Genomic DNA, 20,376 nt, shown 5'->3' with positions numbered 1-20,376 from the left:
CGCGCTCGGCCTGCTCAACCCGATGATCGCGGGGGCCGCGATGGCCTTCTCCAGCGTGTTCGTGGTCAGCAACAGCCTCCGGCTGCGCCGCTTCAAGTGAACAACGGCCTCAAGTGAAGAGGGCTCCGGGCACGACGCCCGGAGCCCTCTTCACGTGCCCGGCCTGTGCACAGCCGGAGCACCCCTGCTCGCCCGCTCGCCGGGCCGGTCAGGGGCGGACCGCGCCGAGCAGCCGGGTGCGCCAGTAGTCGTCGAGGTCGACCACCTTGACGACGTCACCGGTCTGGGGCGCGTGGACCATCTTCCCGTTGCCGGCGTACATGCCCATGTGGCCGAGCCCCTTGCTGAAGAGCAGGTCGCCGGGCTGCAACGCGTCGAGCGAGACGCGTCTGCTCGCGCCCCAGGCCCATTGCGTCCAGGTGGTGCGGGGCAGCTCGACGCCCGCGGTGCGCCAGGCGGCCTGGGTGAGGCCGGAGCAGTCGTAGGAGCTCGGGCCCTCGGCGCCGTACTGGTAGGGCTTGCCGACCTGGGCGAAGGCGAACTGCAACGCCAGGCGGGCGTTGCCGGAGGCCGAGCCGGTGTACCTGATGCCGGCGCTGTTCGGATCGCCCGCCCGGAAGGCGCCCAGCCTGCGCAGGAGCTTCGTCTGCGCCTTGACCAGCTTGTCGACCTTCGCCTTCTCCGCCCGCACCTTGTCGCGCGCCGCGTCGGCCTCGGCCAGGACGGTCCGGGCCTCGTCGCGCCGGGCGCGCAGGTCCTTGGTGGTCGCCTGGAACGCCGCCAGTTTCGCCGCTCTGGCCCGGGAGATCTGCTCCAGGGCGGCCATGCCGCTCAGCACCTCGTCGGGGGTGCCGTCGGCGACGAAGCGGCCCCAGGTCGTGAGCGGGCCCGACTGGTAGTCGCTGACCACCGCCGAGACGAGGTCTTTGCGTAACCCGTCCGCCTGGGCGTTCTTGCGCGCGACCTCGGCGTTGAGCGCGTCGTACTTCTGCTTGGCCTTCTTGTGCGCCTCGGTCGCCTGGTTGTACTGCTCGACCACCTCGTCGGCCCGCTCGTTCAGCTTCACCAGCCTGGCCTTGGCCTTGGCGGGTGACGGGTCGGCCGAGGCGACGCCCGGGATGGAGACCGCCGCGACCGCCGCAAGTGTCACGGCCACTGCCGCTCGCCCCAGCCTCGTCGCCACGACCACTACGATGCCTCCTCGTACGCCTCCATGCCTGAGGCGGAATAGTACCGAAGGTCGCCCTGCTTGTTGGCATTTCGTCCGTACTATCCGGCGTAACAGGCCGTCGTTCCGGCTCGTGTGGGGATACGCGCGCCACGTCCGGCGCGTTCACCGGAACGCCGAAACGCCCGGCTCCCGATGGGAGCCGGGCGTCTCTCGGCGACCTCAGCGGGCCGCGCGGTGCTCGGCGGCGCGACGGGCGTCGGCCAGCGGCTTGGACGGGACGATCAGCGTGGGGCGCGCGGTGGCGTGCATGACGTGGGTGGACGTGCTGCCCGACAGCAGCGCCCGCAGCCCCTGCCGGCCGCGCGAGCCCAGGACGATCAGCGAGGCGTCGGCCTCCTCGGCGGCGTCGACGATGGCGGCGGCGACGACCTCCTCCGGGACCGAGGCGACCCGCGGCTCGGCCCGCAGCCCGAGGGAGCGGGCGAGGTCGGCGCCCTCGGCGGCCAGCCGTTCCGAGGCGTCCATGGTCCTGGCGTCGATGTCCCGCAGGTCCTCCAGGGCGGGATGCCCTTCGAGGTGGGCGGCGAGGCTCTCCAGGGGCTGACGGGCGTACAGCACCACCGCGGACGCGCCGGGGAACAGCCGGGCGGCCTCCTCGACGGCGTGGCGGGCGTCGGGTGAACCGTCGTAGGCGATGAGGATGGACATGGGATCTCCTTCGGAGCTGTGAGCGTCGAGGTCAGCCGCGGGTGGCGGGGGTGGTCTCGGCGGTGTCGGCGGCCTCGGCGGGTGCGGCGCCCCGCGAGCGGAGCGTCAGCGCGGCGATCAGGGCGCCGGCGACCGCGATCCCGGCGGCTCCCACGAAGGCCGAGGAGAAGCCGTCGGTCAGCGCGGGCAGGTTCCCGAGCTGGGCGGCGCCGTTGGCGGCGGCGACGGCCGTCATGGCGGCCAGCCCGAGGGCCGAGCCGACCTGGTAGCTGGTGTTGACGATGCCGGAGGCCAGGCCGCCCTCCTCGGGACGGGCGGAGGAGATGGCGGTGCCGAGCGAGGGGATGAAGGCCAGCGACATGCCGAGCGCGGCCACCAGGCTGGCGGGCAGGACGTCGACCGCGAAGCTGCCCTCGGGGCTGATCAGCGACAGCCAGCCCATCCCGACGGCGAGCAGGACGAGGCCCGCCACCGTGACGGCCTTGGGGCCGAACCGGTTGATGGCGCGCGGCGCCAGGACGATCATGCCGAGCATGATGAGGACGGTCATCGGCACCAGGGCCGCGCCGCTGGGGAAGGCGCTGTAGCCGAGGACCTGCTGCAGGTAGAGGTTCAGGAAGAACCACATCGGGATCCAGGCCCCGCCGAGCAGGAGCTGGGTCAGGTTGGCGGCGGCGAGGTTCGGCGTACGGAAGATCGACAGCCTCATCAGCGGCTCGCGGCGGCGGGCCTGGATCGCCAGGAAAGCGATGAGCAGCGCGATCGCGGCGGCCAGCACGCCCCAGGTCTGGGCGGAGCCCCAGCCGACCTCGGGCGCCCGGACGATGGCGTAGACGGCCGCGCCCAGCCCGGCGGTGACGGTCAGCGCGCCGAGGATGTCGATGGAGCCGCGCTGGGACTGACCGGCGGGCATCAGCGGACGGGTGGCGAAGAGCGCAACGAGCGCGATCGGGATGTTGATGTAGAAGACCCAGGGCCAGCTCAGGTACTCGGTGATGACGCCGCCGAGGAACACGCCCGCGGTGCCGCCCGCCGGGGCGGCCGCGCCGTACAGGGCGAGGGCCTTGGTGAGCTCCTTGGGGTCGTGCCCGAACAGCATCATCAGCAGGGTCAGCGCGGACGGGGCGATCAGGGCCGCGCCGACGCCCTGGACGGCACGTCCGGTGAGCTCGACCCACACCTCGGGGGCGATGCCGGCGACGAGCGAGCCGGCGAGCAGGATGAGCCAGCCGGCGCCGAACAGCTTGCGTGCGCCGAACAGGTCCGAGAGCCGGCCGCCGAGCAGCAGGAGGCCGCCGAAGGCGACGACGTAGGCGTTGAAGACCCACGACAGGTTCTCCTGCGAGAAGCCGAGGTCTTCCTGGATGCGGGGGAGGGCCACGCCGATGATCGACGTGTCCATGATGACGATGAACTGGGCCGTGGCAATCAGGGCCAGGGCGGTCCATCGCCGGGGGGATGGTGCGGACATGAGCATTCTCCAGCGCTACGCCGTACCCCGGTGGGGATGCGGGCGGGTCTTTTGGGTTCCTCGTAAATACCGGTAGGGGGTATCTGGCGATGAACATACATACACCGGGGGGGTATCTGTCAAGTCCGCACGCCGGAGACCATCCAGGCGGCACCGCGTGACAGCGGGCCCACGTGCGCCGGCGATGCGGAAGGGCGACCGCGCGACGACAGCATTCCCGCAGCTCTGACGGCCTATGGCGAGGTGTCGGGGGGTGATGTGTCACGGGGCGGGGACGCGCAAGTGACACATGCACGGTGCTGGGTGTGCGGGACGTTCGGGGGCGAGGGCGTGCGGGGGTGGGGGTGGGCCGGGAGATGTGCCGGGCGGGGGTATGCGGCACGCGCAGAGGACCGGGTGCGCGGGTCAGGCGGCGATTTGCGGGATGTGTGGGGGCCCGGGGTATGGGGATGGGTCGCGCGGCATGCGGGGCGGGGGTATGCGCCACGCATAAGGGACTGGGTGTGCGGGCCGGGCCGCGCCTCCATACCTCACCCTCGCAGCCATATACCCCCCGGCCCCCGCACCCCGGCCCCCGCACCCCGGCCCCCGCACCCCGGCCCCCGCACCCCGGCCCCTGCGCTCCGGCCCCTGCGCTCCAGCCCACACCCGGCCCACACGCCGCGGCCCCCGCATGCCGGGGGTATGCGGAGCGCGCCAGGGGCTGCGGAGTGCGGGGGGTGGGGTATGCGGAGCGGGTCAGCGGGCCGGGGTGTGCAGGGGAGGGGTATGCGGTGTGCGTCACGGGGCTGGGGTGTGCGGGGAGGGGGTATGCGGGGTCCGTCAGGTGGCCTGGGGTGTGCGGGCTTGGCGTGCCCGGGGTGGGTGGGTGTGCGGGTTGACGCGTCGCGGGAGGCGTCGCGTCGGGGGATCGCCGCGCGATCTTGGCTCGACGTCGGGGGCGCCCCTTGCGGCGCAAGGAAATGCCCCGTTCATGGCGGCGAGCCGAGGGACACGCCGAGGTAGCCGTGCCCTCCTGGTTCGGGGGCGGATAGGCCCGCCATGGCGTCAGGGAATTGCCCGCTCATGGCGGTGAGCCGAGGGTATGCCCGGGGTGGCCCTGCCCACCCGGCTCGGCGTTGGTGGGCCTGCGATGGCGCGAGGGAGGGAGATGCCCGGTCGCGGCGGTGAGCTGGGCGTCGTGTCGGGGTTGCCGTGCTCTCCGGGTTCGGCGTCGGGGTCGGCCTGTGTGGGGGCCGGCCTGTGGGGTGGTCGGGGAGGGGCGGTCATGGGGGCGGGGCGGGGGTCTGTGAGCGGGCCCGCCTCTCGTCCGGGATCCGTCGGCGATCGCGGACGGCGGGCGGGTCGGCTCGTGTCGTGACTGGGGTGGTGTCCTGTCAGTGGCCCTGGTGGCCGTGATGGCCCTCGTGTCCCTGATGGCCTTCGTGGTCGTCGTGACCTTGGTGGCCGCCGTGGCCGCCGTGGCCCTGGTGGTACTGGTGGATCACGGCGTGACCCTTGCCGCGGGAGATCAGCCACTTGTTCACCGGCGTCGTCAGCAGGAACGCCACCAGCAGCGACCCGGCCAGCGCCACCCAGAACAGCCAGTTGCCCAGCCCGGCGTCCATGGCGCCCGGCACGGTCACCATCACGGTGTTGTCCAGCACCTCCATCACCGCGATCGAGATGGTGTCGGCCGCCAGCGCCACCTTCAGCGCCGACTTGAAGTCCACCCCGGCACGCAGGACGCCGCGCATGGTCAGCGCGTAGCCGAACACGAAGGCCAGCGCCACCGAGAGGATCACGGTGGTGAGGTTGGACAGGCCGAGCGCGGTGCCGATCACCATGCCGAGCACTTCGCCGATCGCGCATCCGGTCAGGCAGTGCAGGGTCGCCTGGGCGGCCATGGCCCACGTGGCGGCGGGCGGAGCGGCGTGCTGGTGCTCCGACGAGGAGGAGGGAGGATGATGTCCACTATGGTCCATGGTGATACTCCTTAGGTGGGGTGACCGATTTTAGGGGTATGGGGTATGCCGGTAAAGAGGGAGGTGAGCCTCCTGTCGACGGCATGGGGGCGAAGAGGGAGGTCGGGGACCGGATGGGCGCGGACGGTCAGCCTACTATTCTGAATAGTAGAGCAGAGCGGTCCGACGCCATCCGGACGCCTCGGGAATAGCCCGGCCGCCGCCCCCGTTCGGGCGGGCATGAACAGGCGGGAGCACGGCGGCGCGGTGTGGCTGCGCCGGCCCGTGCCCTGCCGCTCCACGGAGATCCGGCCCGGCCCCGCGCGCTGACGCGCGGGGAGCCCCTCCGTACCCGTGGAGCAGGTCATGTCGCTGTTCGTGCAGGCTTTCGTCACGCTGCTGGTCATCTTCGACCCGCTGGCGGCCATCCCGATCTTCCTCACCCTCACCAGGAGCCAGGACCCGGCGGGCCGCCGCCGTACGGCCAGGGTCTCCGTGCTGGTGGCGGCCGGCGTCGTCGCCGTGTTCGCGGTGCTCGGCAACGGGCTGCTCGACGCGCTCGGCATCTCCCTGCAGGCGCTGCAGGTGGCCGGCGGCGTGCTGCTCGCGCTCATCGCGCTCGACCTGCTCAAGGCCGACTGCGCCCGCAACCGGGCCAACGCCGGGAGCGGAGCGGTGGCCTTCGTCCCGCTCGGCACGCCGCTGCTCGCCGGGCCGGGGGCCATCGCGGCGACGATGCTCTACATGGAGAAGGCGGCCACCGCCGCGGCCGTGACGGCGGTCGTCCTGGCGCTGGCCGCGGCGCTGCTCCTGACGTGGCTCACGCTGCGCTTCTCCTCCGTGATCGGCCGGCTGCTCAAGGACAACGGGCTCAACCTGGTCACCCGGGTGATGGGACTGCTGGCCGCCGCCATGGCGGTGCAACTGGTCGCGGCGGCCGTGCAGCACTGGACGCGCTGGGGCGTCGCCTGACCCCGTCCGGCCACCTGGCTACTAAGGGAAGTAGTACGTCAGAGCGACAGCAGCGAGTGGCAGTGGTGGGCCAGGAACGAGCCGACCCCCGGCGCCAGCGCCACCGCCGCGGGCCCGCCGAGCAGCGCGCTGACCGCCAGCAGCCCGGTCAGCCGTTCGCGGCGGCCGAGCGGCTGCTCGGGGCCGAGCAGCCGGCGTACGCGGCTGAGCGCCGTCTCCCCGCCCGCCCCGAGCGTGAACGCGGGCGCGCGACCGGTGGCCAGGCTGACCAGCGCCGCGGCGATCTGGGCGCGCGGGTGGCGGCGGGCCGCGACGTCGTCGGCGAGCAGCTCGACCAGCCGCGCGATCTCGGTCCTGGCCCGCTCGAACAGCGGCACCCTGGGAAACGCCCGGACCAGGGCCTCGGCCCAGGCCAGCACCAGATGATGGCGGCCGCGCAGGTGCGCCCGCTCGTGCGCCAGCACGGCGGCGATCTGCTCCGGCGTCAGGGCCCGCAGCGCGCTCGTGGTGATGACCGTCTGAGCGCGCCGGCCCGGCACGCAGTACGCCAGCCGCTCGTCGTAGTCGATCACCACCACGCCCAGCTCGGCGTCGCGCCGCCCGAGCAGCCGCAACATGGCGGCGTGCCGGCGACGTTCCACGGCGGCCCGCACCAGCACCGTCACGCCGCACCAGAGCACCCTGGACAGCACCGCGCCGGCCGCCAGCATGGCCGCGAACCCCACCCGGGACACACTGGAGCCGTCGCCGAGCATGTCGGCGCACGCCTCGAACAACCCCGCCAGCCCATGGCCGACGATCTCGGCCGGCACGGCGAAGGCCAGCGCGGCGAGCACGGCCGAGGCCACCACGGACGCCGCTCCCGCCTGCCACAGCGCGATCGCCAGCCGCGGCGCCCGGTCGGACCACTTGGCGGCCCGCTGCCCCAGCACGGGCAGCCAGACGGCCGCCACCACCGTGTAACAGGCCAGGACGACGGCGGCGATCATGCGGGACGGCCCCGGTGCGGGTAGACCTGAAGGGCCGCCTCCAGCGCCGCGGCCTCCTCGGGGGTGAGCCGTTCGAGGAAGTGCACGAGGGTGGCGGCCTGGTTGCCGCTGCCCGCGAGCGCGCGGCGCATCAGGTCGGCGGTGTACGCCTCCTTGGAGGCGACCGGTTCGTAGACGTAGGCGCGACCGACGGCCTCGCGCCGGAGCATGCCCTTGGTGTGCAGCTTGTCCATCACGGTCATCACCGTGGTGTAGGCGATGGTCCGCCGCTGCTTGAGGTCTTCGAAGACGTCGCGGACCGAGGCGGGACGCCGCCTGGCCCACATCCAGTCCATGATCGTGGATTCGAGCTCGCCAAGGCCACGCATCATGCCGGTCATGCTACCCGCGGTCGTAGTCAGATCGCCTCGCCCGCGGCGATGGACCGCTTGAGCCTGATCAGGTCCTTCGGCGCGTTGACGGCGACCGCGCCGACCAGCACGCCGTCGCGGGCGAAGGCCACGGCGAAGCGGTCCTCCTCCGGGTCGCCGGCGACGACGCGCGCCTCGTCGGCCAGGTGGGGCAGGCCGGCCGTCTGGATGCGGGCGCCGTGCACGTGGGTGGCGAAGTTGGGCACGTCCGCGAACGGCTGCGCCTCGTCGGGCCCGGCCAGCAGGTTGCGGGCGGCCACCGCGCCCTGCTCGTTGGCGTTGGACCAGTGCTCGACGCGGATCAGGGCGTCGCCGTACAGGCGATGCGGCCAGCGGGCCACGTCGCCCGCCGCGACGACGTTCACCGAGCCGGTGGCGTACAGCGTCGGCTCGCACAGCACGCCGTCGTCCACGGCCAGGCCGCTGCCGTCCAGCCATTCGGTGTTGGGCGTCACGCCCATGCCGCCCACGACCAGGTCGGCGGACAGCACGCGGCCGTCGTCGAGCCGCACCTGGCCGCCGGTCACCTCGGTGACGCGCACACCGGTGACGAGTTCGACGCCGTTGCGCTCGTGGTGCCCGGCCAGCCAGCGCGCCGCCTGCGCGCCGAGGCCCGCGTGCATGGGGTGCGGGCCGGAGTCGACCAGGGTGACCTTGCGGCCGAGCTGCCTGGCCGTGGTCGCCACCTCGCCGCCGATGAACCCGCCGCCGATGACCAGCACGTGCTCGTGGCCGGAGTCCAGCTCGGCGCGCAGGGCCAGGGCGTCCTCAAGGGTGCGCAGGGTGTGCACGCCGTCGAGCCGCCTGGGACGGGCGCCGCTCGCGACGACCAGGCCGTCGTAGCCGAGCTCGGCGCCGTCGTCGAGGACGACCGTGCGGCTCCTGGCGTCCAGGCGTACCGCCCGCCTGCCGCGCAGCCAGTCGTCGCCGAGCTCTTCGGCGCCGGGGAGCGTGACGTCCTCGTCGCCGCGCAGGACGCTCTTGGACAGCGGCGGCCGGTTGTACGGCACGTGCGCCTCGGCGCCGACCAGCGTGAGCTCGCCGTCGAAGCCCTCCCGGCGCAGGGTCTGGACGGCCCGCAGCCCCGCCAGCGAGGCGCCGACCACAACGATCTTGTCAAGGGTTCTCATGCGAGGCAACGATACCGGGAGGGGGTATGGGTGCGGCAATGTGACGCGCGTCTCACATACCCCTCCGCGGTATGGCTTGCCTTTCCGCAAGATCGGGCGTACGTTCTCTTCCGACATACCCGGCCGGGGTATCACGAGAGGAGCGAGGCGATGAGCACGAAGACCTACACGGTGTCCGGAATGACCTGCGGCGGCTGCGCGGGCACCGTCAAGACCGAGATCGGCAAGGTCGCCGGGGTCTCCTCGGTCGACGTCGAGCTGGCCACGGGGCAGGTGACCGTCACCTCGACCGACGCCCTCGACGACACGAAGATCAGGGACGTCGTCGAAGAGGCGGGCTACGAGCTGGTGGCCGGCTGAGCCGTCAAGACCACCGAAGCGGCGCCGGGCCGACCCCGGCGCCGCTTCGGCATGCCCGGTGCTGACCCCACCGCCGGTTCGGCTTGGTCGGCGGGAGCGGCGCCGGGCCGGTTCAGGGCTTCCGGGGCAGGGCCGGTTCAGGGCCGGTTCAGGGCTCCCTGGTCAGCGCCTGGTGCAGGCCACGGCAGGCGCGGGTGAGCGCGGTCGAGCCGCGTCTGCCCGCGTGGGCGGCGACCTCCGGGATCTCGCCGCGCGCCCCGGCCCACATGGCGACGTCCGTGGCCAGCACGACGGCGTCGGTGTGCGCACGCCGGGCCCGCTCGCCCCCGCGCGGGAGGAAGACGGCCAGGAAGTGGCGCAGGATCGTCCACACCTCGGCGTGCGCGCCCTGCCGGGCGGCCAGTTCCAGTGACGGCAGGGCGAGGTCGGCCCCCACGCCGCCGCGGCGGCTCAGCATGCCCAGCGCACGGCCCGTCCCGGCGGCGGGCAGTGCGCCCTTGGCCGCCAGTTCGAGCAGCGGGGGCACCGCGTCGTCGCCCTCCGTGGTGAGCACGGAGGCCAGGACCAGGGCCGTGGCCGGACCGGACTCCCCGCCGGCCAGCGCCAGGCCGCGCAGGTCGTCGACTCCGGGCGGGACCGAGTAGTCGAGCAGGCAGAGCGCCAGATGGGCCGCCGCGAGCTCCCGGTGGTGGGGCATCTGGCGCGGCCAGAAGTCACGTGACCCGCGCCGGGAGAAGCCTCTCCCGGAGGGCGCGGCCAGCAGGGCGTCGACGCGGGCGAGGCCGGTGGGCTCGGCGGGCGGCCAGCTCACGGCGGCGATCCCGCGCCGGCCGGGGACCTGCTCGTGGGGCGCCGAGCCGAGGTCGGGGGTCCAGGTCACCTCGACCCGCGGCGGCGGGGGCGCGCCGCGCCCGAGCCGGCGGGCCACCGCGGCGGCCGCCTCCGAGCCGATGCCCCGCGCGCGCTCGGCCAGGTCGGGGGCCGGATCGGGGGGCAGCCGCAGCAGGGCCTGCGCCAGGTCGAACGGCAGCGGTTCGCGGCCGGAGCGCGCGCACCCGGCCAGGCGGGTGAGCAGGGTCTCGGGGTCGAGGTGGCCATCGGCGCGGGTGGGCGTGGCCAGCACGACCGGGGGCAGGGCGCCGGCCTTCGCGGCGCGCAGCAGCTCGTCGAGGCGGGACAGCAGGAAGGCGTGGGGGCCGGCGCATTCCTCCGGGCGGGGGAGGCGGTTCCACTCGGCGGGCGCCGGTCGGGCGCCGGGGGCGTAGAGATCGGTCTCGACGTCGTCCGTCCGCAGCAGCTGCTCCTGCACGTCGTCGGGCAGATCGTGCAGCGGGAGCATCGTGCGCAGGCCGGGGAGCAGCCGGAAGGCCGTGGCCGCGAGGTTCACCATGCCGTCGTACAGGGCCTGCCCGACGTCGCCGGGCGTGCTCCGGTACGGCGGCCACTCCCGCGGCGGACGCGAGCCGGGCGGCCCCGGATCCTCGCCCGGGTTGACCAGCTCCCTGGCCAGCGCGGTGCACCAGTCGCGCGGCGACTCCCACACCGGCATGTCGTAGAGCACCGGTCGCAGCTCCTCGCCGAACCGCCGGGCCAGCGTCTCACGCAGGGATCCGGGGTCCGCGTGGGCCTCCCGCACGACCGCCGCCAGCCACGCCTCGACGGCGATCCAGCCTGCCTCCGCCGGCGGGCCGGCCTCCGGGCCGCGGACCGGGAACGGGCCGGGCACGGTGGCCTCGGGCAGCCGGCCAGGGGTGAAGTCGCCGGTCCGGCCCGCGCCGAAGCGCTCGTGGAGCCGCCGGGCCGAGGCCGGGGGCAGCAGTTCGGCCCCCTCCAGGAGCGCTGTGGGGTCGGTGACGTGACCGGCGTGCTTGAGGGTGAGGGCGACCGCGCGGTCGCGCACCTCGTGGGAGGCGTGCCCGTACGCGTTGGTCAGCGCCCTGACGTGGTCGTTCACCCGTTCCGGGTGAGAGCCGAGGGCACGGTCGAGCCAGGTCAGGCCCTTCACCGCGAGCCCGGCCTCCGGGCGGAAGGTCATCGACTCGACGGCCTCGGCGACGTCCGCCGGGTCGAGCCGGGCCGCGCGCGCCTGCCGCCAGGCCAGTTCGGCCACCGGGCCCGGCGCGGTGGCCAGCAGCCGCAGGTAGTCGCGCAGCCGTCCGGCCGACTCCGCCGGCGTGGGCGCCACCAGCGTGTGCAGCCGGACGAAGAAGCGCAGGTCACGCGCGTCGCCGCCGAGCAGGAATCGGCGCACGCAGCCCGCGATGACCTGCTCGCGCGGCAGCGCGCGGCCGGTCAGGGCCAGCCAGTGGGACGGCTCGGGGGTGAGCTGCTCGTCGGCCAGCGCCCGGCCCGCGCCGGCCGCCTCGAAGATCCGCGGAAGCAGGTGGGGCGTCAGCGGGTCGTCAGCCACGGTCGCCGCCGACAACCAGGCCGCCACCAGCGGCTCGTGGTCGGGCGGGGGAACCGGGCCGTCGCGCAGCAGCGCCAGCGCCAGCGGCACGACCCGGTCGTCGGGACGGCGGACGCGGCGCGCGAGCCGGACCGCCAGATCGGCCCGCCAGGCCGCCGGGCGGCCGGAGACCGCCCTGACCAGCCGGTGCGGGCTCGGCGCGCCGGACGTTCCCGGGTCGAGGTCGCGCTTCATCAGCCAGGTGGCCGCGCCGGCCGGGCCGGGAACGGTCGCCGCGCCCACCATCATCAGCGCCTCGGAGTGACTGGTGGGCTGGTCGAAGGCGTTCCAGCGGGCGGCCAGCAGTCGCGGGCGCAGCTCGGCGAGCAGGCCCGGCAGCTCGGCGGCGACGGCGGCCCGCTCGGCGCCGGTGAGGCCCGGCAACCGGGAGGCCAGCCGCTCGGTGTCGCGGGCGAGCACGAGGCGCCTGATCTCGGCGCGGACGTCGTCGGCGGTCATGACGTGGCTCCGGTGAGCTGGGCGTGCAGGCGGCGGCAGGCGTGGGCGAAGCGGGTCGTCCGGCGGCCGCCCGCGAACTCGGCGACGACCGGGATCTCCCCGCGCGCGCCGGTCCAGAGGGCCACGTCGGTGGCGAGGGCGACGAGCCGGGTGTGGCTCACGGTGACGCGCCGCCCCTCGCCGGGCGACATCACGGGCAGCAGGGCCCGCATGACGCGCCACACCTCGTGGTGGCCACCGGCCTCGGCCAGCCGGGTCAGGGCCGCGATGGCGGGGGTGGTCTCCTGCCAGGTGCGGCGCAGCACCAGCGCGAGCTGACGGCCCATCTCCTCGGCGGGCAGTTCGCCCCTGGCGGCCATGCGCAGGACCAGCGGGATCAGGTCGGGCACACCGCCGGCCAGGAGGAAGGCGAGGACCAGCGCGGTGGACTCGCCCATCGGCCCCTGGGCGAGCTCCAGGCCGATGATCTCCGCCGGAGCGCGCCAGACGCCCCAGTGGCCCTGCAGCAGGTAGGGCAGGAAGTTGACGGCCACGACCTCGCGGTGGGAGGGCAGAACGGCGGGCCACGCCCCCAGAATGTGGCCGGACTCGCTGCCCGCCCGGTCGGACGGCTCCCGCAGCACCACCTCGTCGATCAGCCGATGGCCGGTCGGGGCCGTCACCCGCAGCACGGGCCGCAGCCTGACCTCGGTGAAGTGCTCCGGGTCGCCGTCGCCGAACTCGACCATGGACGCGTCGACCATGTGCCGCCACCCGTGGCCGCACTCGGGGTCGGCCATGCCGTCACCGGCGAGCCAGCGGGCGGCCGACCGCGCCGCCTCCGACTCGACCTTGGCGGCCCGCTCGGCCGCCGCCGGATGGCGGCCCCGCGGCAGCCGCAGCAGCGCCTGCGCCAGGTCGGCGGGGAGCGGTTCCACCCCGGCGGCGGCGCACGTCTCCAGCCGGCCGACCAGCGCGTCGGGGTCGAGGTGGCCGCTCGTCCAGGTCGGGGTGGCCAGCAGCACCGGCGGGAGGGCGTCCTCGCGGAGGGCCGCGGCGAGCTCGGCGTAGCGGTGCAGCAGGAAGTCGTGGAGCGGGGCGACACGGCCGGCGCGGGGCAGGCGGTTGCGCCGCCGCCACTCGTCCTGCTCGGACAGCGCCTCGGGCAGGTACGAACGCCGCCGCGGCGGGACGAACACGACGGTCACCCGCGCGAGCGGCTCGTCCGGGCCCGGCGGGGGCACCGGTTCCCCCAGTCGCATCGCCGCGACCCGGGCGGGGTCCACGCCGAGCGCCGTCATCTCGTCGTAGGCGCGGTCGAGGAGGTGGTACGGCATGGCCTCCACGGAGTCGTCGTACAGGACGCCGGGCCTCTTCCGCACCGGGCGATCATCGGGTTCGTTCAGCCGGATCCGGCCGCCGGCGAAGGGGATCTCCTGGTCGCCCTCGCGGACCACCGCCTTGGCGGGACCTTCGTCGCTGGTCCAGGTGATGGAGAAGGCGCGCAGCGGGGCGTCGTCGTCGAGGAAGCGGCCGGGCCGGCGGCCGCCGCCCACCATGATCCGCCCGGTCGGCGGCTCCTGGCCGGGCTCCTGCCCGCGGGGGACGACGCGCACTCCCACGGAGTGGGCGGCGCGCTCCCAGAACCTCTCCGGCTGGATCGGCGGGAGCTCCGGCACGCTGCCGGGCGTGACGAGCTCCGCGGCCAGCGCCGCCCGCCATTCGCCGGGATCGAGGCACACGTCCTTGAGCCGCCGGCGGCCGTGGGCCTGCTCGGCGTGGGCCTGCTCGGCGTGGGCCTGCGCGACGTGCGTCTGCTCGACGTGGGGGGCGAGCCTGCGGCGCAGCTCCGCGCGGTCGTCGGCGACGCCGGTGACGAAGGCCGCCAGCCAGCGCTCCTCGTCGATCCAGGGCTCGTGCCCGCCGGGGAAGATCGACGGCTCGGGGAAGGGCAGCGCCTGCGCGGGCTCGGGCAGCGGCGGGAACTCCTTGGGCTCCAGCAGCTCCTCGACCGGGGTCTCCCCGCCGAACCGCCCGGCCAGCTTCGCGCCCAGGTCGGCGGGCAGGTCGCGGACGGCGTCGAGGATCGCCTCGGCGTGTTCGGTGAGCAGGCCGGCGTGTTTGAGGGTCAGCTCGACCGCGCGGTTGCGCACCTCGAAGGACGTGTGCGCGTACGCCGTGGTCAGCGCGGCGACGAAGTCGGCGGCGGTCTCCGGCGTGGCCCGGATCGCCTGGTCGAGCCAGCGCAGCCCGGTGGCGGCGAGCTTGGCCTCGGCCCGGAAGGTGAGCGCGTCGACCGCCTCGACCAGGTCGGCGTGGTCGAGCGGCATCGCGGCGCGCACCCGCGCGGCGGCCGACTCGGCGACCGTGCCCGGTGCGGACGGCAACAACCGCAGGTAGTCGCGCAGGCGGGCAGCCGACTCCGCGGGCGTGGGGTCGAGCAGCGTGTGCAGCCGGACGAAGAACCGCAGGTCCTGCTGGTCGCCGCCGCGCAGGAACCGGCTCACGCAACCGTCGAGGGCCTGCTCCCTGGGGATCTCGCGGGCGACGGCGGCCAGCCAGCGGGAGGGCCGGGGCTGCAGCGACTCCTCCCGCAGGACGCGGCCGGCGCCGTCGGCGTCGAAGACCCGGGGCAGCAGCACGGGGGCCAGCGGGTCGTCGGGCACGGTCGGCTGGAACAGCCAGGCGGCCACCAGCGGGTCGTGGTCGGGCGGCACCGCGCCGGACTGGCGCAGCAGCTCCAGGGCCAGCGGCGCGACGCGGTCGGCGGGACGGCGCACCCGCCGGGCCAGCCGGACCGCGACGTCCCGGCGCCATTCCGGCGGACGGGCGGCCGCCACCCGGCACACCTGGTCGACCCTGATGTCCGGCCCCCAGCGGCGGTTGACGTCGCGGCCGGTCATCCACGTCACCGCGGCGGCCGGGCCGGTGATGAGCCCGACGCCGGCCACCAGCAGCGCCCTGGCGATGCCGGTGAACAGCTTCTCGACCTCCCAGGAGACCATCTCCCCGAAGTCGTCGGGGTGCTCGGCGCGCACCTGCTCGGTGCGGACCCGGCGCAGCTCCTTGACCAGGCCGGGCAGCTGCCCGGCCAGCTCGGCGCGCTCCTGCTCGGTGAGCGTGACCAGCCGGTCGGCCAGGCGGCCGGACTCGTTGCGGACGACGAGGTCGCGGATCTCCGTCCAGGTGGTCATCGGGAGACCTCCACGGCGGCGCGGGCGACGATCCGGGCGGCCAGCACGTGCTTGCACGGGCCGCGGGAGCCGCGGTGGTCCCACCACCACTCGCAGGTGCAGGAGCCGTCGGCCAGCGAGACCTGACGCGTGCCGCCCGAGGTGCGGACGGTGGCCGAGTCGCCGTCGAGCCGCACGGCGCCCGCCTCGACGAGCCTGCGCGCCTTGGCCAGCCGCGGGTTGAGCACGGTCACGTTGTCCTTGTCGTAGGGCAGCTCGCGGTGGAAGTGGGCGGCCTCGGCCAGGTCGTAGCCGACCCGGCCGGCGACGCCGAGCTGCGTCAGCGCGGCCCGCACCCGGTCGGCGGGGATGCCGGCGCGGTCGGCCAGCAGGCCGATCTCGACCTCGGGCTCGAAGTTGAGCAGCATGCCGACCACGTCGGCGTCGTTCTCGGCCTCGTCGGTGGCCAGGTCGTCGAGCACCGCGCCCTCGCCGGAGAAGCCGCGCCAGCGCTCGGGCGACAGGGTGAGCGTGTAGCGCATGCCCGGCAGCTCCAGCTCCCAGGCGCTGGAGGCGGCGTCGGACGGGCCGTACACCCGCAGGGCCTTGGCGAAGCGGAGCAACGGCAGCAGGGTGGCGAGCCGGTTGGGGCCGGCGAGCTGGACGGATCCGGCGACCGGGCGATCGGAGACCTTCAGGTCGCGCCCCACCTGGGCCACCCACACCGTGCCCTTCCTGGGCAGCCCGCGCAGGAAGCGCACCGCCGCCATGCCGGCCAGCTCGCCGCGCTGGTCCATGCCCGAGGCGATGACCTGCACCTCGGCGAACCCGCGCAGCCAGCGCTCGGGCAGCGGCACCTTCTTCTCCACCACCGCGCCGTCCGTCGTGGTCACGACCAGCTCGTCGAGGCCCACTCCCAGGTGCAGCGGGTCGCGCGCGCCGATGCGCGCCAGCGCCTCCCGCAGCGGGGCGTTCACGTCGACGTTGGTGGTGCCCCGGTCGAAGACCTCGCCGTCGAGCGCGCCCTGCAGCAGGTCGAGCCGGGCGTACGCGCCGCCGCAGGCGGAGAACGACTCGAAGCGCAGGCGGTCGCCGTTGCACGTCACCACCGGGTCGCGCACCCAGCCGGGTCGCTCCTGCGGCTGGTGGTAGCGGGCCAGCGCCACGTCGGCGACGCCGAGCAGGGCCGCCGCGGCGGGGGCGGCCTGGGTCACCACGCCGCTGAAGAAGCGGGGGGCCACGGCGGGGCCGGACAGGGCACGGCCGCCGGAGGTCGCGAGCCCGAGGCGACCGTCGATGAGCGAGGAGGGCGCGGCGTACGTGTACGCCTGCGTCGCTGAAGTCATGGCCGGGACGATAGATCGCGCCACCGACAAGATCTCCGCTGCGCGTTCCGCCGGTTTTGAGGCCAGATCATCTTTGATTCCGGATGCTCTACTCATTTCGGACAAGCCGGTTTATGCTCTGGGCAACCTGAAGTGGATCACCCCCCCTGGGAGGCGCCCATGAAGAAGATGACCATCCGCCGCAAGAGCACGCAGCGCCTGATGGCCGGGGCCCGCCGGCTCTGGATCGAGTGGTGCTGGTAGGTGCCGAGACGGCGGGCGCTCTCGGGTGCCCGCCCCTGCGGTTCCCGGTGCGGCCGTGAACCGCTACGACTGCCATCGCGGCCACGGGCCCTATGCCGGGGTCGCCGGATTCCTCGCCACGATCGCCGCCGAGCGTCCCCGCCTGGCCGCCCGTCATCGGGTCGAGCTGTACGCGATCGCCCCCTGGCTCGACCGTACGGCGCGGCCGGCCGCCGAGGAGGAGCCGATCAGGTTCCACCCCGCCCGCCGCACCGCCTGCCTGGCGTACGGCGCCGCCGAGTTCGCCGCCGCCTGGGCCGGCACCCTCCGCCGCCCGGTCACCGTCACCTTCGACCACGTCGCGAACGCCGACGAGACCACCGCCGAGCTGCTGGACGTCCTGGTCCCGCGGACCGCCGCCACCCCGCTGCGCCTGGACCTGCGTGCCGACGGTCCAGCCGAGCCGCCGCCGCTGCCCACGGCCCCGGACGCCGTCCGCGCCGCCCTCGGCGACGGCCTGGCCCGCGGCTTCTACCACCACGCGGCCCGCGTCGCCGCCCACGGACGCGCCCTCGTCACCCCGGACGGCGACCTGCGGCAATGGTGGGCCTGCAGCACCGGCCTGGCCACCGCGCTGGCGGCGCTGGAGCGCGCCGAGGAGGCGCTCGATCTCTACGACGAGGCCCGCGCCGCCACCGGCGACCCGAAGATCAACATGTCCGCCGCGTACGCCACCGCCATGTTGTACGCCCGCCACCTCCCGGCCGCCCGCCAGGACCCCGCGCAGGCCCGGCACTGGCTGGAACAGGCGCTCGACCTGGCGCAGAGCCTGGACGACCCGCGTCACCGGGTGATCTCCACCGTCTTCTACGAGCAGGGCCTGGCGTTGCTGGACGCCAAGGCGGGCGCGCCCGACCGGGCGCTGCGGCTGGTCGACGACGGGCTGGCCAGGCTGACCGCGGTGCTCGCGCCGGGCGAGCACCCGCAGCACCTGGCCCGCCTGCGGCACAACCGCGCCCAGGTGCACCTGGCGCTCGGCGACCCGGAGCGGGCCCTGGCCGACCTGGACAGCGTGATCGCCCACGACCCGGACAACAGCGAGTACTACGTGGACCGGGCCGCCCTGCACCGGGCGGCCGGTCGCGTCCAAGCCGCGATCAAGGACTACGGCACCGCCATCAGCCTGGGGCCGCACCTGCCCGAGGCCTACTACAACCGCGCCGTGCTGCACCTGGAACGCGGCCGCGACGACCGGGCCCGCGAGGACCTGGAGCACGCGCTCGCCATCGACCCCGGCCACCTGGACGCCCGGATCGCCCTGGTCAACGCCCACCTGGAGCGCGGCGCGCTCGACGCCGCCGAACGGGACGCGCTGGCCGGCCTCGAACTGGCCCCCAAGGACCCCGCGCTGCTGTGCACGCTCGGCCTGATCCGCTCCGAGCGCGGCGAACCGGCCGAGGACCTGTTCACCCAGGCTCTGGAGGGCGACGAGACGCTGGTCGAGGCGTGGACCAATCGCGCCGCCGTCCGCTTCGAACGCGGTGAGGTGACCGCCGCCGTGGCCGACCTGGACCGGGCGGTGGCCCTGTCGCCCGCGCCCGAGCCGCGCTACAACCGGGGCACCGCGCTGGCCCGGCTCGGCCGCTGGGAGGAGGCGGCCCGCGACTTCACCGACGCGCTCGCCCAGCCGGGCCTGGACCGGGCGCTCCGCCGCGACCTGCGCGCCGAGCTGGACCGCTGCCGGCGCGCCCGCTCCGGCTGACCTCCGGCGGGGTCAGCCCGCCGATCGATCCGCGGCCGGGGTTCCCCCGGCCGGTCCCGCCTGTCGATCCGCGGCCGGGTTCATCCCCGGCCGGTCCCGTCGCAGGTGGTGTCCTCGGCGGGCAGGACGCCGTCCACCAGGTACCGGTTGACGGTGGCGTTCACGCAGGCGTCGCCCGCGGCGAGGTAGGCGCCGTGGCGGTAGGCGCCGCGCAGGGTGATCATGCGTGAGCCGGTCAGCGCCCGGTGCATGGACCGCTGGCCGGGGAAGGGGGTGACGGGGTCGCCCTCGGCCCCGACGACCAGCAGCGGGACGTCGTTGCCGAGCGCGGTGGGCGCCTCCACCGGCGCGACCGGCCAGAAGGAGCAGGGCCCGAGGTTGCGGGTCATCGGCCCGAACAGCGGCTCGTCCGCGCGGTGGGCCTGGATGTCGCGGTAGTAGGACTCCAGGTCGCGGGAGGCGGCCCGGTCGGCGCAGAGGATCGGGGTGCCCGCCCGGTCCTCGGCCGACCCCGACCCGGTGAACAGGCCGTCGAGCGTCTCCTGCAACGACGCCGGGACGGTGACCGCGTCGCCGCGGGCGGCGCGGGCCAGCGTCCGCACCTCCGCGGCGAAGCTCGCGTACGCCTTGGCGCTGTCGTCGTAGAGGCGGATGAACAGCAGGTAGGGGACGTGGTGGGCGTCGATCCGGTACCCGCCGACGCGCAGCGGACGACGCGACGCGGCCCGGTTCACCCGCTCCACGGTGGCCAGGACGTCGGCCTCGGTGGCGCCCAGGCCGTACTCGGCGTCGCGGGCGGCGGCCCAGGAGGCCCAGTGCCTCAGCGCGGCGTCGATCGCCGGGCCGGTCGCGGACAGCAGGTCGGGGCCGTAGACGTCCGGGTCCACCGCGCTGTCCAGCACGAACCGGTCGGCGCGGCCGCCGAACAGCTGCGCGTAGACGGCGCCCAGGTAGGTGCCGTAGGAGTAGCCGAGGTAGGACAGTCTGGGCTCGCCGAGCGCGGCGCGGATGACGTCCATGTCGCGGGCGGTGTTGCGGGTGGAGGCGTGCGGCAGCAGGTCACGGTTGCCCTGGACGCATCCGGCGGCCAGCTCCTTCATGAGGGTGGCGCTCTCGCCGAACGTGCGGCGGGTCGGGCCGGCCGACCGGGTGGGGGTGTCGGTCGTCCACCGGCAGCGGATCGGCGTGCTGCGGCCGACGAAGCGCGGATCCATCCCGATCAGGTCGTAACGGGCCGCGACGGCGGGCATGAGCCTGCCGAGCAGCGGCTGTCGCAGCCCGCTCCCGCCCGGACCGCCGGGATTGATCAGCAGGACGCCCCGGCGCGCGCCGGGATCGGCCGCCTTGATCCGTGAGATCGCCACCGACACGGTCCGCCCCCGGGGCCTGCGGTAGTCCAGCGGAACGGTCACCTCGGCGCACTGGGCGCCCGCCGCGTCCAGAGCCGCGCCGGCGTCGTCGGCCGGACCGGTCGAGCAGCGGTGCCAGGCGAGCGCCTGGCGGTGGAACCCCGCCAGGGCGTCGGTCCCGCTGTCACGTCTGACGTCCGCCGACGCCTGGCCGGTGACCGCCATCCCCGCCATCAGGGTCGCGCTCGCGGCGACGGCTGTGACGATCTTTCGTGCACGCACAGAAAGCCCCCTTTTCTGATGATGTCGGCACCGACGCTAGGGGGCCGCGCGATCGACCTTGATCGGCCGAACGGCCGACCAAGATCGGCCGTACGGCCATTCCGGCGTCCTGCTCCGGACGGCCTGACCCGCAGCGGGCACGCCCCCCGGCATCCGCGCCGACCCGCCCCTGGACGCGGCTGGATGCGCAGGGGACCGCCC

14 protein-coding genes are annotated in these 20,376 nt (G+C 74.8%); 3 read left to right on the top strand and 11 right to left on the bottom strand.

Annotated features, from left to right (window positions below; all coding sequences use genetic code 11):
- Positions 1 to 208: 208 nt before the first annotated feature.
- From ACWEJ6_RS28020 to ACWEJ6_RS28005, 4 genes are all read right to left on the bottom strand, one after another.
- Positions 209 to 1,156, bottom strand: a complete 948-nt coding sequence (locus ACWEJ6_RS28020; protein WP_387678553.1) for a C40 family peptidase — start codon at positions 1,154 to 1,156, stop codon at positions 209 to 211.
- A gap of 234 nt (positions 1,157 to 1,390) precedes the next feature.
- Positions 1,391 to 1,879, bottom strand: coding sequence for a universal stress protein (locus ACWEJ6_RS28015; protein WP_387678556.1), 489 nt, complete (start codon positions 1,877 to 1,879; stop codon positions 1,391 to 1,393).
- A gap of 31 nt (positions 1,880 to 1,910) precedes the next feature.
- Positions 1,911 to 3,350 (bottom strand): MFS transporter, encoded by a 1,440-nt coding sequence (locus tag ACWEJ6_RS28010; RefSeq protein WP_452427445.1) that lies wholly within the window; start codon positions 3,348 to 3,350, stop codon positions 1,911 to 1,913.
- A gap of 1,376 nt (positions 3,351 to 4,726) precedes the next feature.
- On the bottom strand, positions 4,727 to 5,314 hold the full coding sequence (locus ACWEJ6_RS28005) for a DUF4396 domain-containing protein (RefSeq protein WP_452427443.1): 588 nt from the start codon (positions 5,312 to 5,314) through the stop codon (positions 4,727 to 4,729).
- A 345-nt stretch (positions 5,315 to 5,659) separates the two neighbouring features.
- Here ACWEJ6_RS28005 and ACWEJ6_RS28000 point away from each other — a divergent pair, with 345 nt between their 5' ends.
- A complete protein-coding gene (locus ACWEJ6_RS28000; protein WP_452427441.1) occupies positions 5,660 to 6,265 on the top strand; it encodes a MarC family protein in 606 nt (201 codons plus the stop codon).
- Positions 6,266 to 6,303: 38 nt separating this feature from the next.
- Here the strand turns inward: ACWEJ6_RS28000 and ACWEJ6_RS27995 are convergent, their stop codons facing one another.
- The 3 genes from ACWEJ6_RS27995 to ACWEJ6_RS27985 are packed head-to-tail and all read right to left on the bottom strand — an operon-like array spanning position 6,304 to position 8,794.
- On the bottom strand, positions 6,304 to 7,254 hold the full coding sequence (locus tag ACWEJ6_RS27995; RefSeq protein WP_452427439.1) for a M56 family metallopeptidase: 951 nt from the start codon (positions 7,252 to 7,254) through the stop codon (positions 6,304 to 6,306).
- Positions 7,251 to 7,625 (bottom strand): BlaI/MecI/CopY family transcriptional regulator, encoded by a 375-nt coding sequence (locus ACWEJ6_RS27990; RefSeq protein ID WP_357972372.1) that lies wholly within the window; start codon positions 7,623 to 7,625, stop codon positions 7,251 to 7,253. Before ACWEJ6_RS27990 ends, ACWEJ6_RS27995 begins: the two co-directional genes overlap by 4 nt.
- 26 nt (positions 7,626 to 7,651) lie before the next feature.
- Positions 7,652 to 8,794, bottom strand: coding sequence for an NAD(P)/FAD-dependent oxidoreductase (locus ACWEJ6_RS27985; RefSeq protein WP_452427436.1), 1,143 nt, complete (start codon positions 8,792 to 8,794; stop codon positions 7,652 to 7,654).
- 150 nt (positions 8,795 to 8,944) lie between these two features.
- On the opposite strand from ACWEJ6_RS27985, the gene ACWEJ6_RS27980 reads away from it, so the two are divergent.
- Complete coding sequence (locus ACWEJ6_RS27980; protein ID WP_358301112.1) at positions 8,945 to 9,154, top strand: heavy-metal-associated domain-containing protein; 210 nt, start codon at positions 8,945 to 8,947, stop codon at positions 9,152 to 9,154.
- A 148-nt stretch (positions 9,155 to 9,302) separates the two neighbouring features.
- On the opposite strand, the gene ACWEJ6_RS27975 is transcribed toward ACWEJ6_RS27980, so the two are convergent.
- Genes ACWEJ6_RS27975 through ACWEJ6_RS27965 form a run of 3 tightly spaced genes read right to left on the bottom strand, consistent with a single transcriptional unit; the run spans position 9,303 to position 16,560 of the window.
- Positions 9,303 to 12,062, bottom strand: a complete 2,760-nt coding sequence (locus ACWEJ6_RS27975; RefSeq protein ID WP_452427434.1) for a hypothetical protein — start codon at positions 12,060 to 12,062, stop codon at positions 9,303 to 9,305.
- Positions 12,059 to 15,235, bottom strand: coding sequence for a hypothetical protein (locus ACWEJ6_RS27970; protein WP_452427432.1), 3,177 nt, complete (start codon positions 15,233 to 15,235; stop codon positions 12,059 to 12,061). Before ACWEJ6_RS27970 ends, ACWEJ6_RS27975 begins: the two co-directional genes overlap by 4 nt.
- On the bottom strand, positions 15,232 to 16,560 hold the full coding sequence (locus ACWEJ6_RS27965; protein ID WP_452427430.1) for an SWIM zinc finger family protein: 1,329 nt from the start codon (positions 16,558 to 16,560) through the stop codon (positions 15,232 to 15,234). The genes ACWEJ6_RS27970 and ACWEJ6_RS27965 overlap by 4 nt, the downstream gene beginning before the upstream one ends.
- A gap of 298 nt (positions 16,561 to 16,858) precedes the next feature.
- Here ACWEJ6_RS27965 and ACWEJ6_RS27960 point away from each other — a divergent pair, with 298 nt between their 5' ends.
- A complete protein-coding gene (locus ACWEJ6_RS27960) occupies positions 16,859 to 18,544 on the top strand; it encodes a tetratricopeptide repeat protein (RefSeq protein ID WP_452427428.1) in 1,686 nt (561 codons plus the stop codon).
- 80 nt (positions 18,545 to 18,624) lie between these two features.
- Here ACWEJ6_RS27960 and ACWEJ6_RS27955 read toward each other — a convergent pair whose 3' ends face one another.
- Positions 18,625 to 20,175 (bottom strand): alpha/beta hydrolase, encoded by a 1,551-nt coding sequence (locus ACWEJ6_RS27955; RefSeq protein WP_452427426.1) that lies wholly within the window; start codon positions 20,173 to 20,175, stop codon positions 18,625 to 18,627.
- Positions 20,176 to 20,376 lie beyond the last annotated feature (201 nt).

The sequence above is a fragment of the Nonomuraea sp. NPDC004702 genome, from assembly GCF_053601695.1.
The sequence above is the reverse complement of the archived record's forward strand: the minus strand, read 5'-3'. Positions and strand labels throughout refer to the sequence as shown.

Bases quoted from the DNA above. Each gene is read 5' to 3' on its own strand.
- ACWEJ6_RS28015 (WP_387678556.1), bottom strand. From the start codon at position 1,879: ATGTCCATCCTCATCGCCTACGACGGTTCACCCGACGCCCGCCACGCC.
- ACWEJ6_RS27965 (WP_452427430.1), bottom strand. From the start codon at position 16,560: ATGACTTCAGCGACGCAGGCGTACACGTACGCCGCGCCCTCCTCGCTC.
- ACWEJ6_RS28000 (WP_452427441.1), top strand. From the start codon at position 5,660: ATGTCGCTGTTCGTGCAGGCTTTCGTCACGCTGCTGGTCATCTTCGAC.
- ACWEJ6_RS27995 (WP_452427439.1), bottom strand. From the start codon at position 7,254: ATGATCGCCGCCGTCGTCCTGGCCTGTTACACGGTGGTGGCGGCCGTC.
- ACWEJ6_RS27970 (WP_452427432.1), bottom strand. From the start codon at position 15,235: ATGACCACCTGGACGGAGATCCGCGACCTCGTCGTCCGCAACGAGTCC.
- ACWEJ6_RS28010 (WP_452427445.1), bottom strand. From the start codon at position 3,350: ATGTCCGCACCATCCCCCCGGCGATGGACCGCCCTGGCCCTGATTGCC.
- ACWEJ6_RS27985 (WP_452427436.1), bottom strand. From the start codon at position 8,794: ATGAGAACCCTTGACAAGATCGTTGTGGTCGGCGCCTCGCTGGCGGGG.
- ACWEJ6_RS28005 (WP_452427443.1), bottom strand. From the start codon at position 5,314: ATGGACCATAGTGGACATCATCCTCCCTCCTCCTCGTCGGAGCACCAG.
- ACWEJ6_RS27990 (WP_357972372.1), bottom strand. From the start codon at position 7,625: ATGATGCGTGGCCTTGGCGAGCTCGAATCCACGATCATGGACTGGATG.
- ACWEJ6_RS27980 (WP_358301112.1), top strand. From the start codon at position 8,945: ATGAGCACGAAGACCTACACGGTGTCCGGAATGACCTGCGGCGGCTGC.
- ACWEJ6_RS27975 (WP_452427434.1), bottom strand. From the start codon at position 12,062: ATGACCGCCGACGACGTCCGCGCCGAGATCAGGCGCCTCGTGCTCGCC.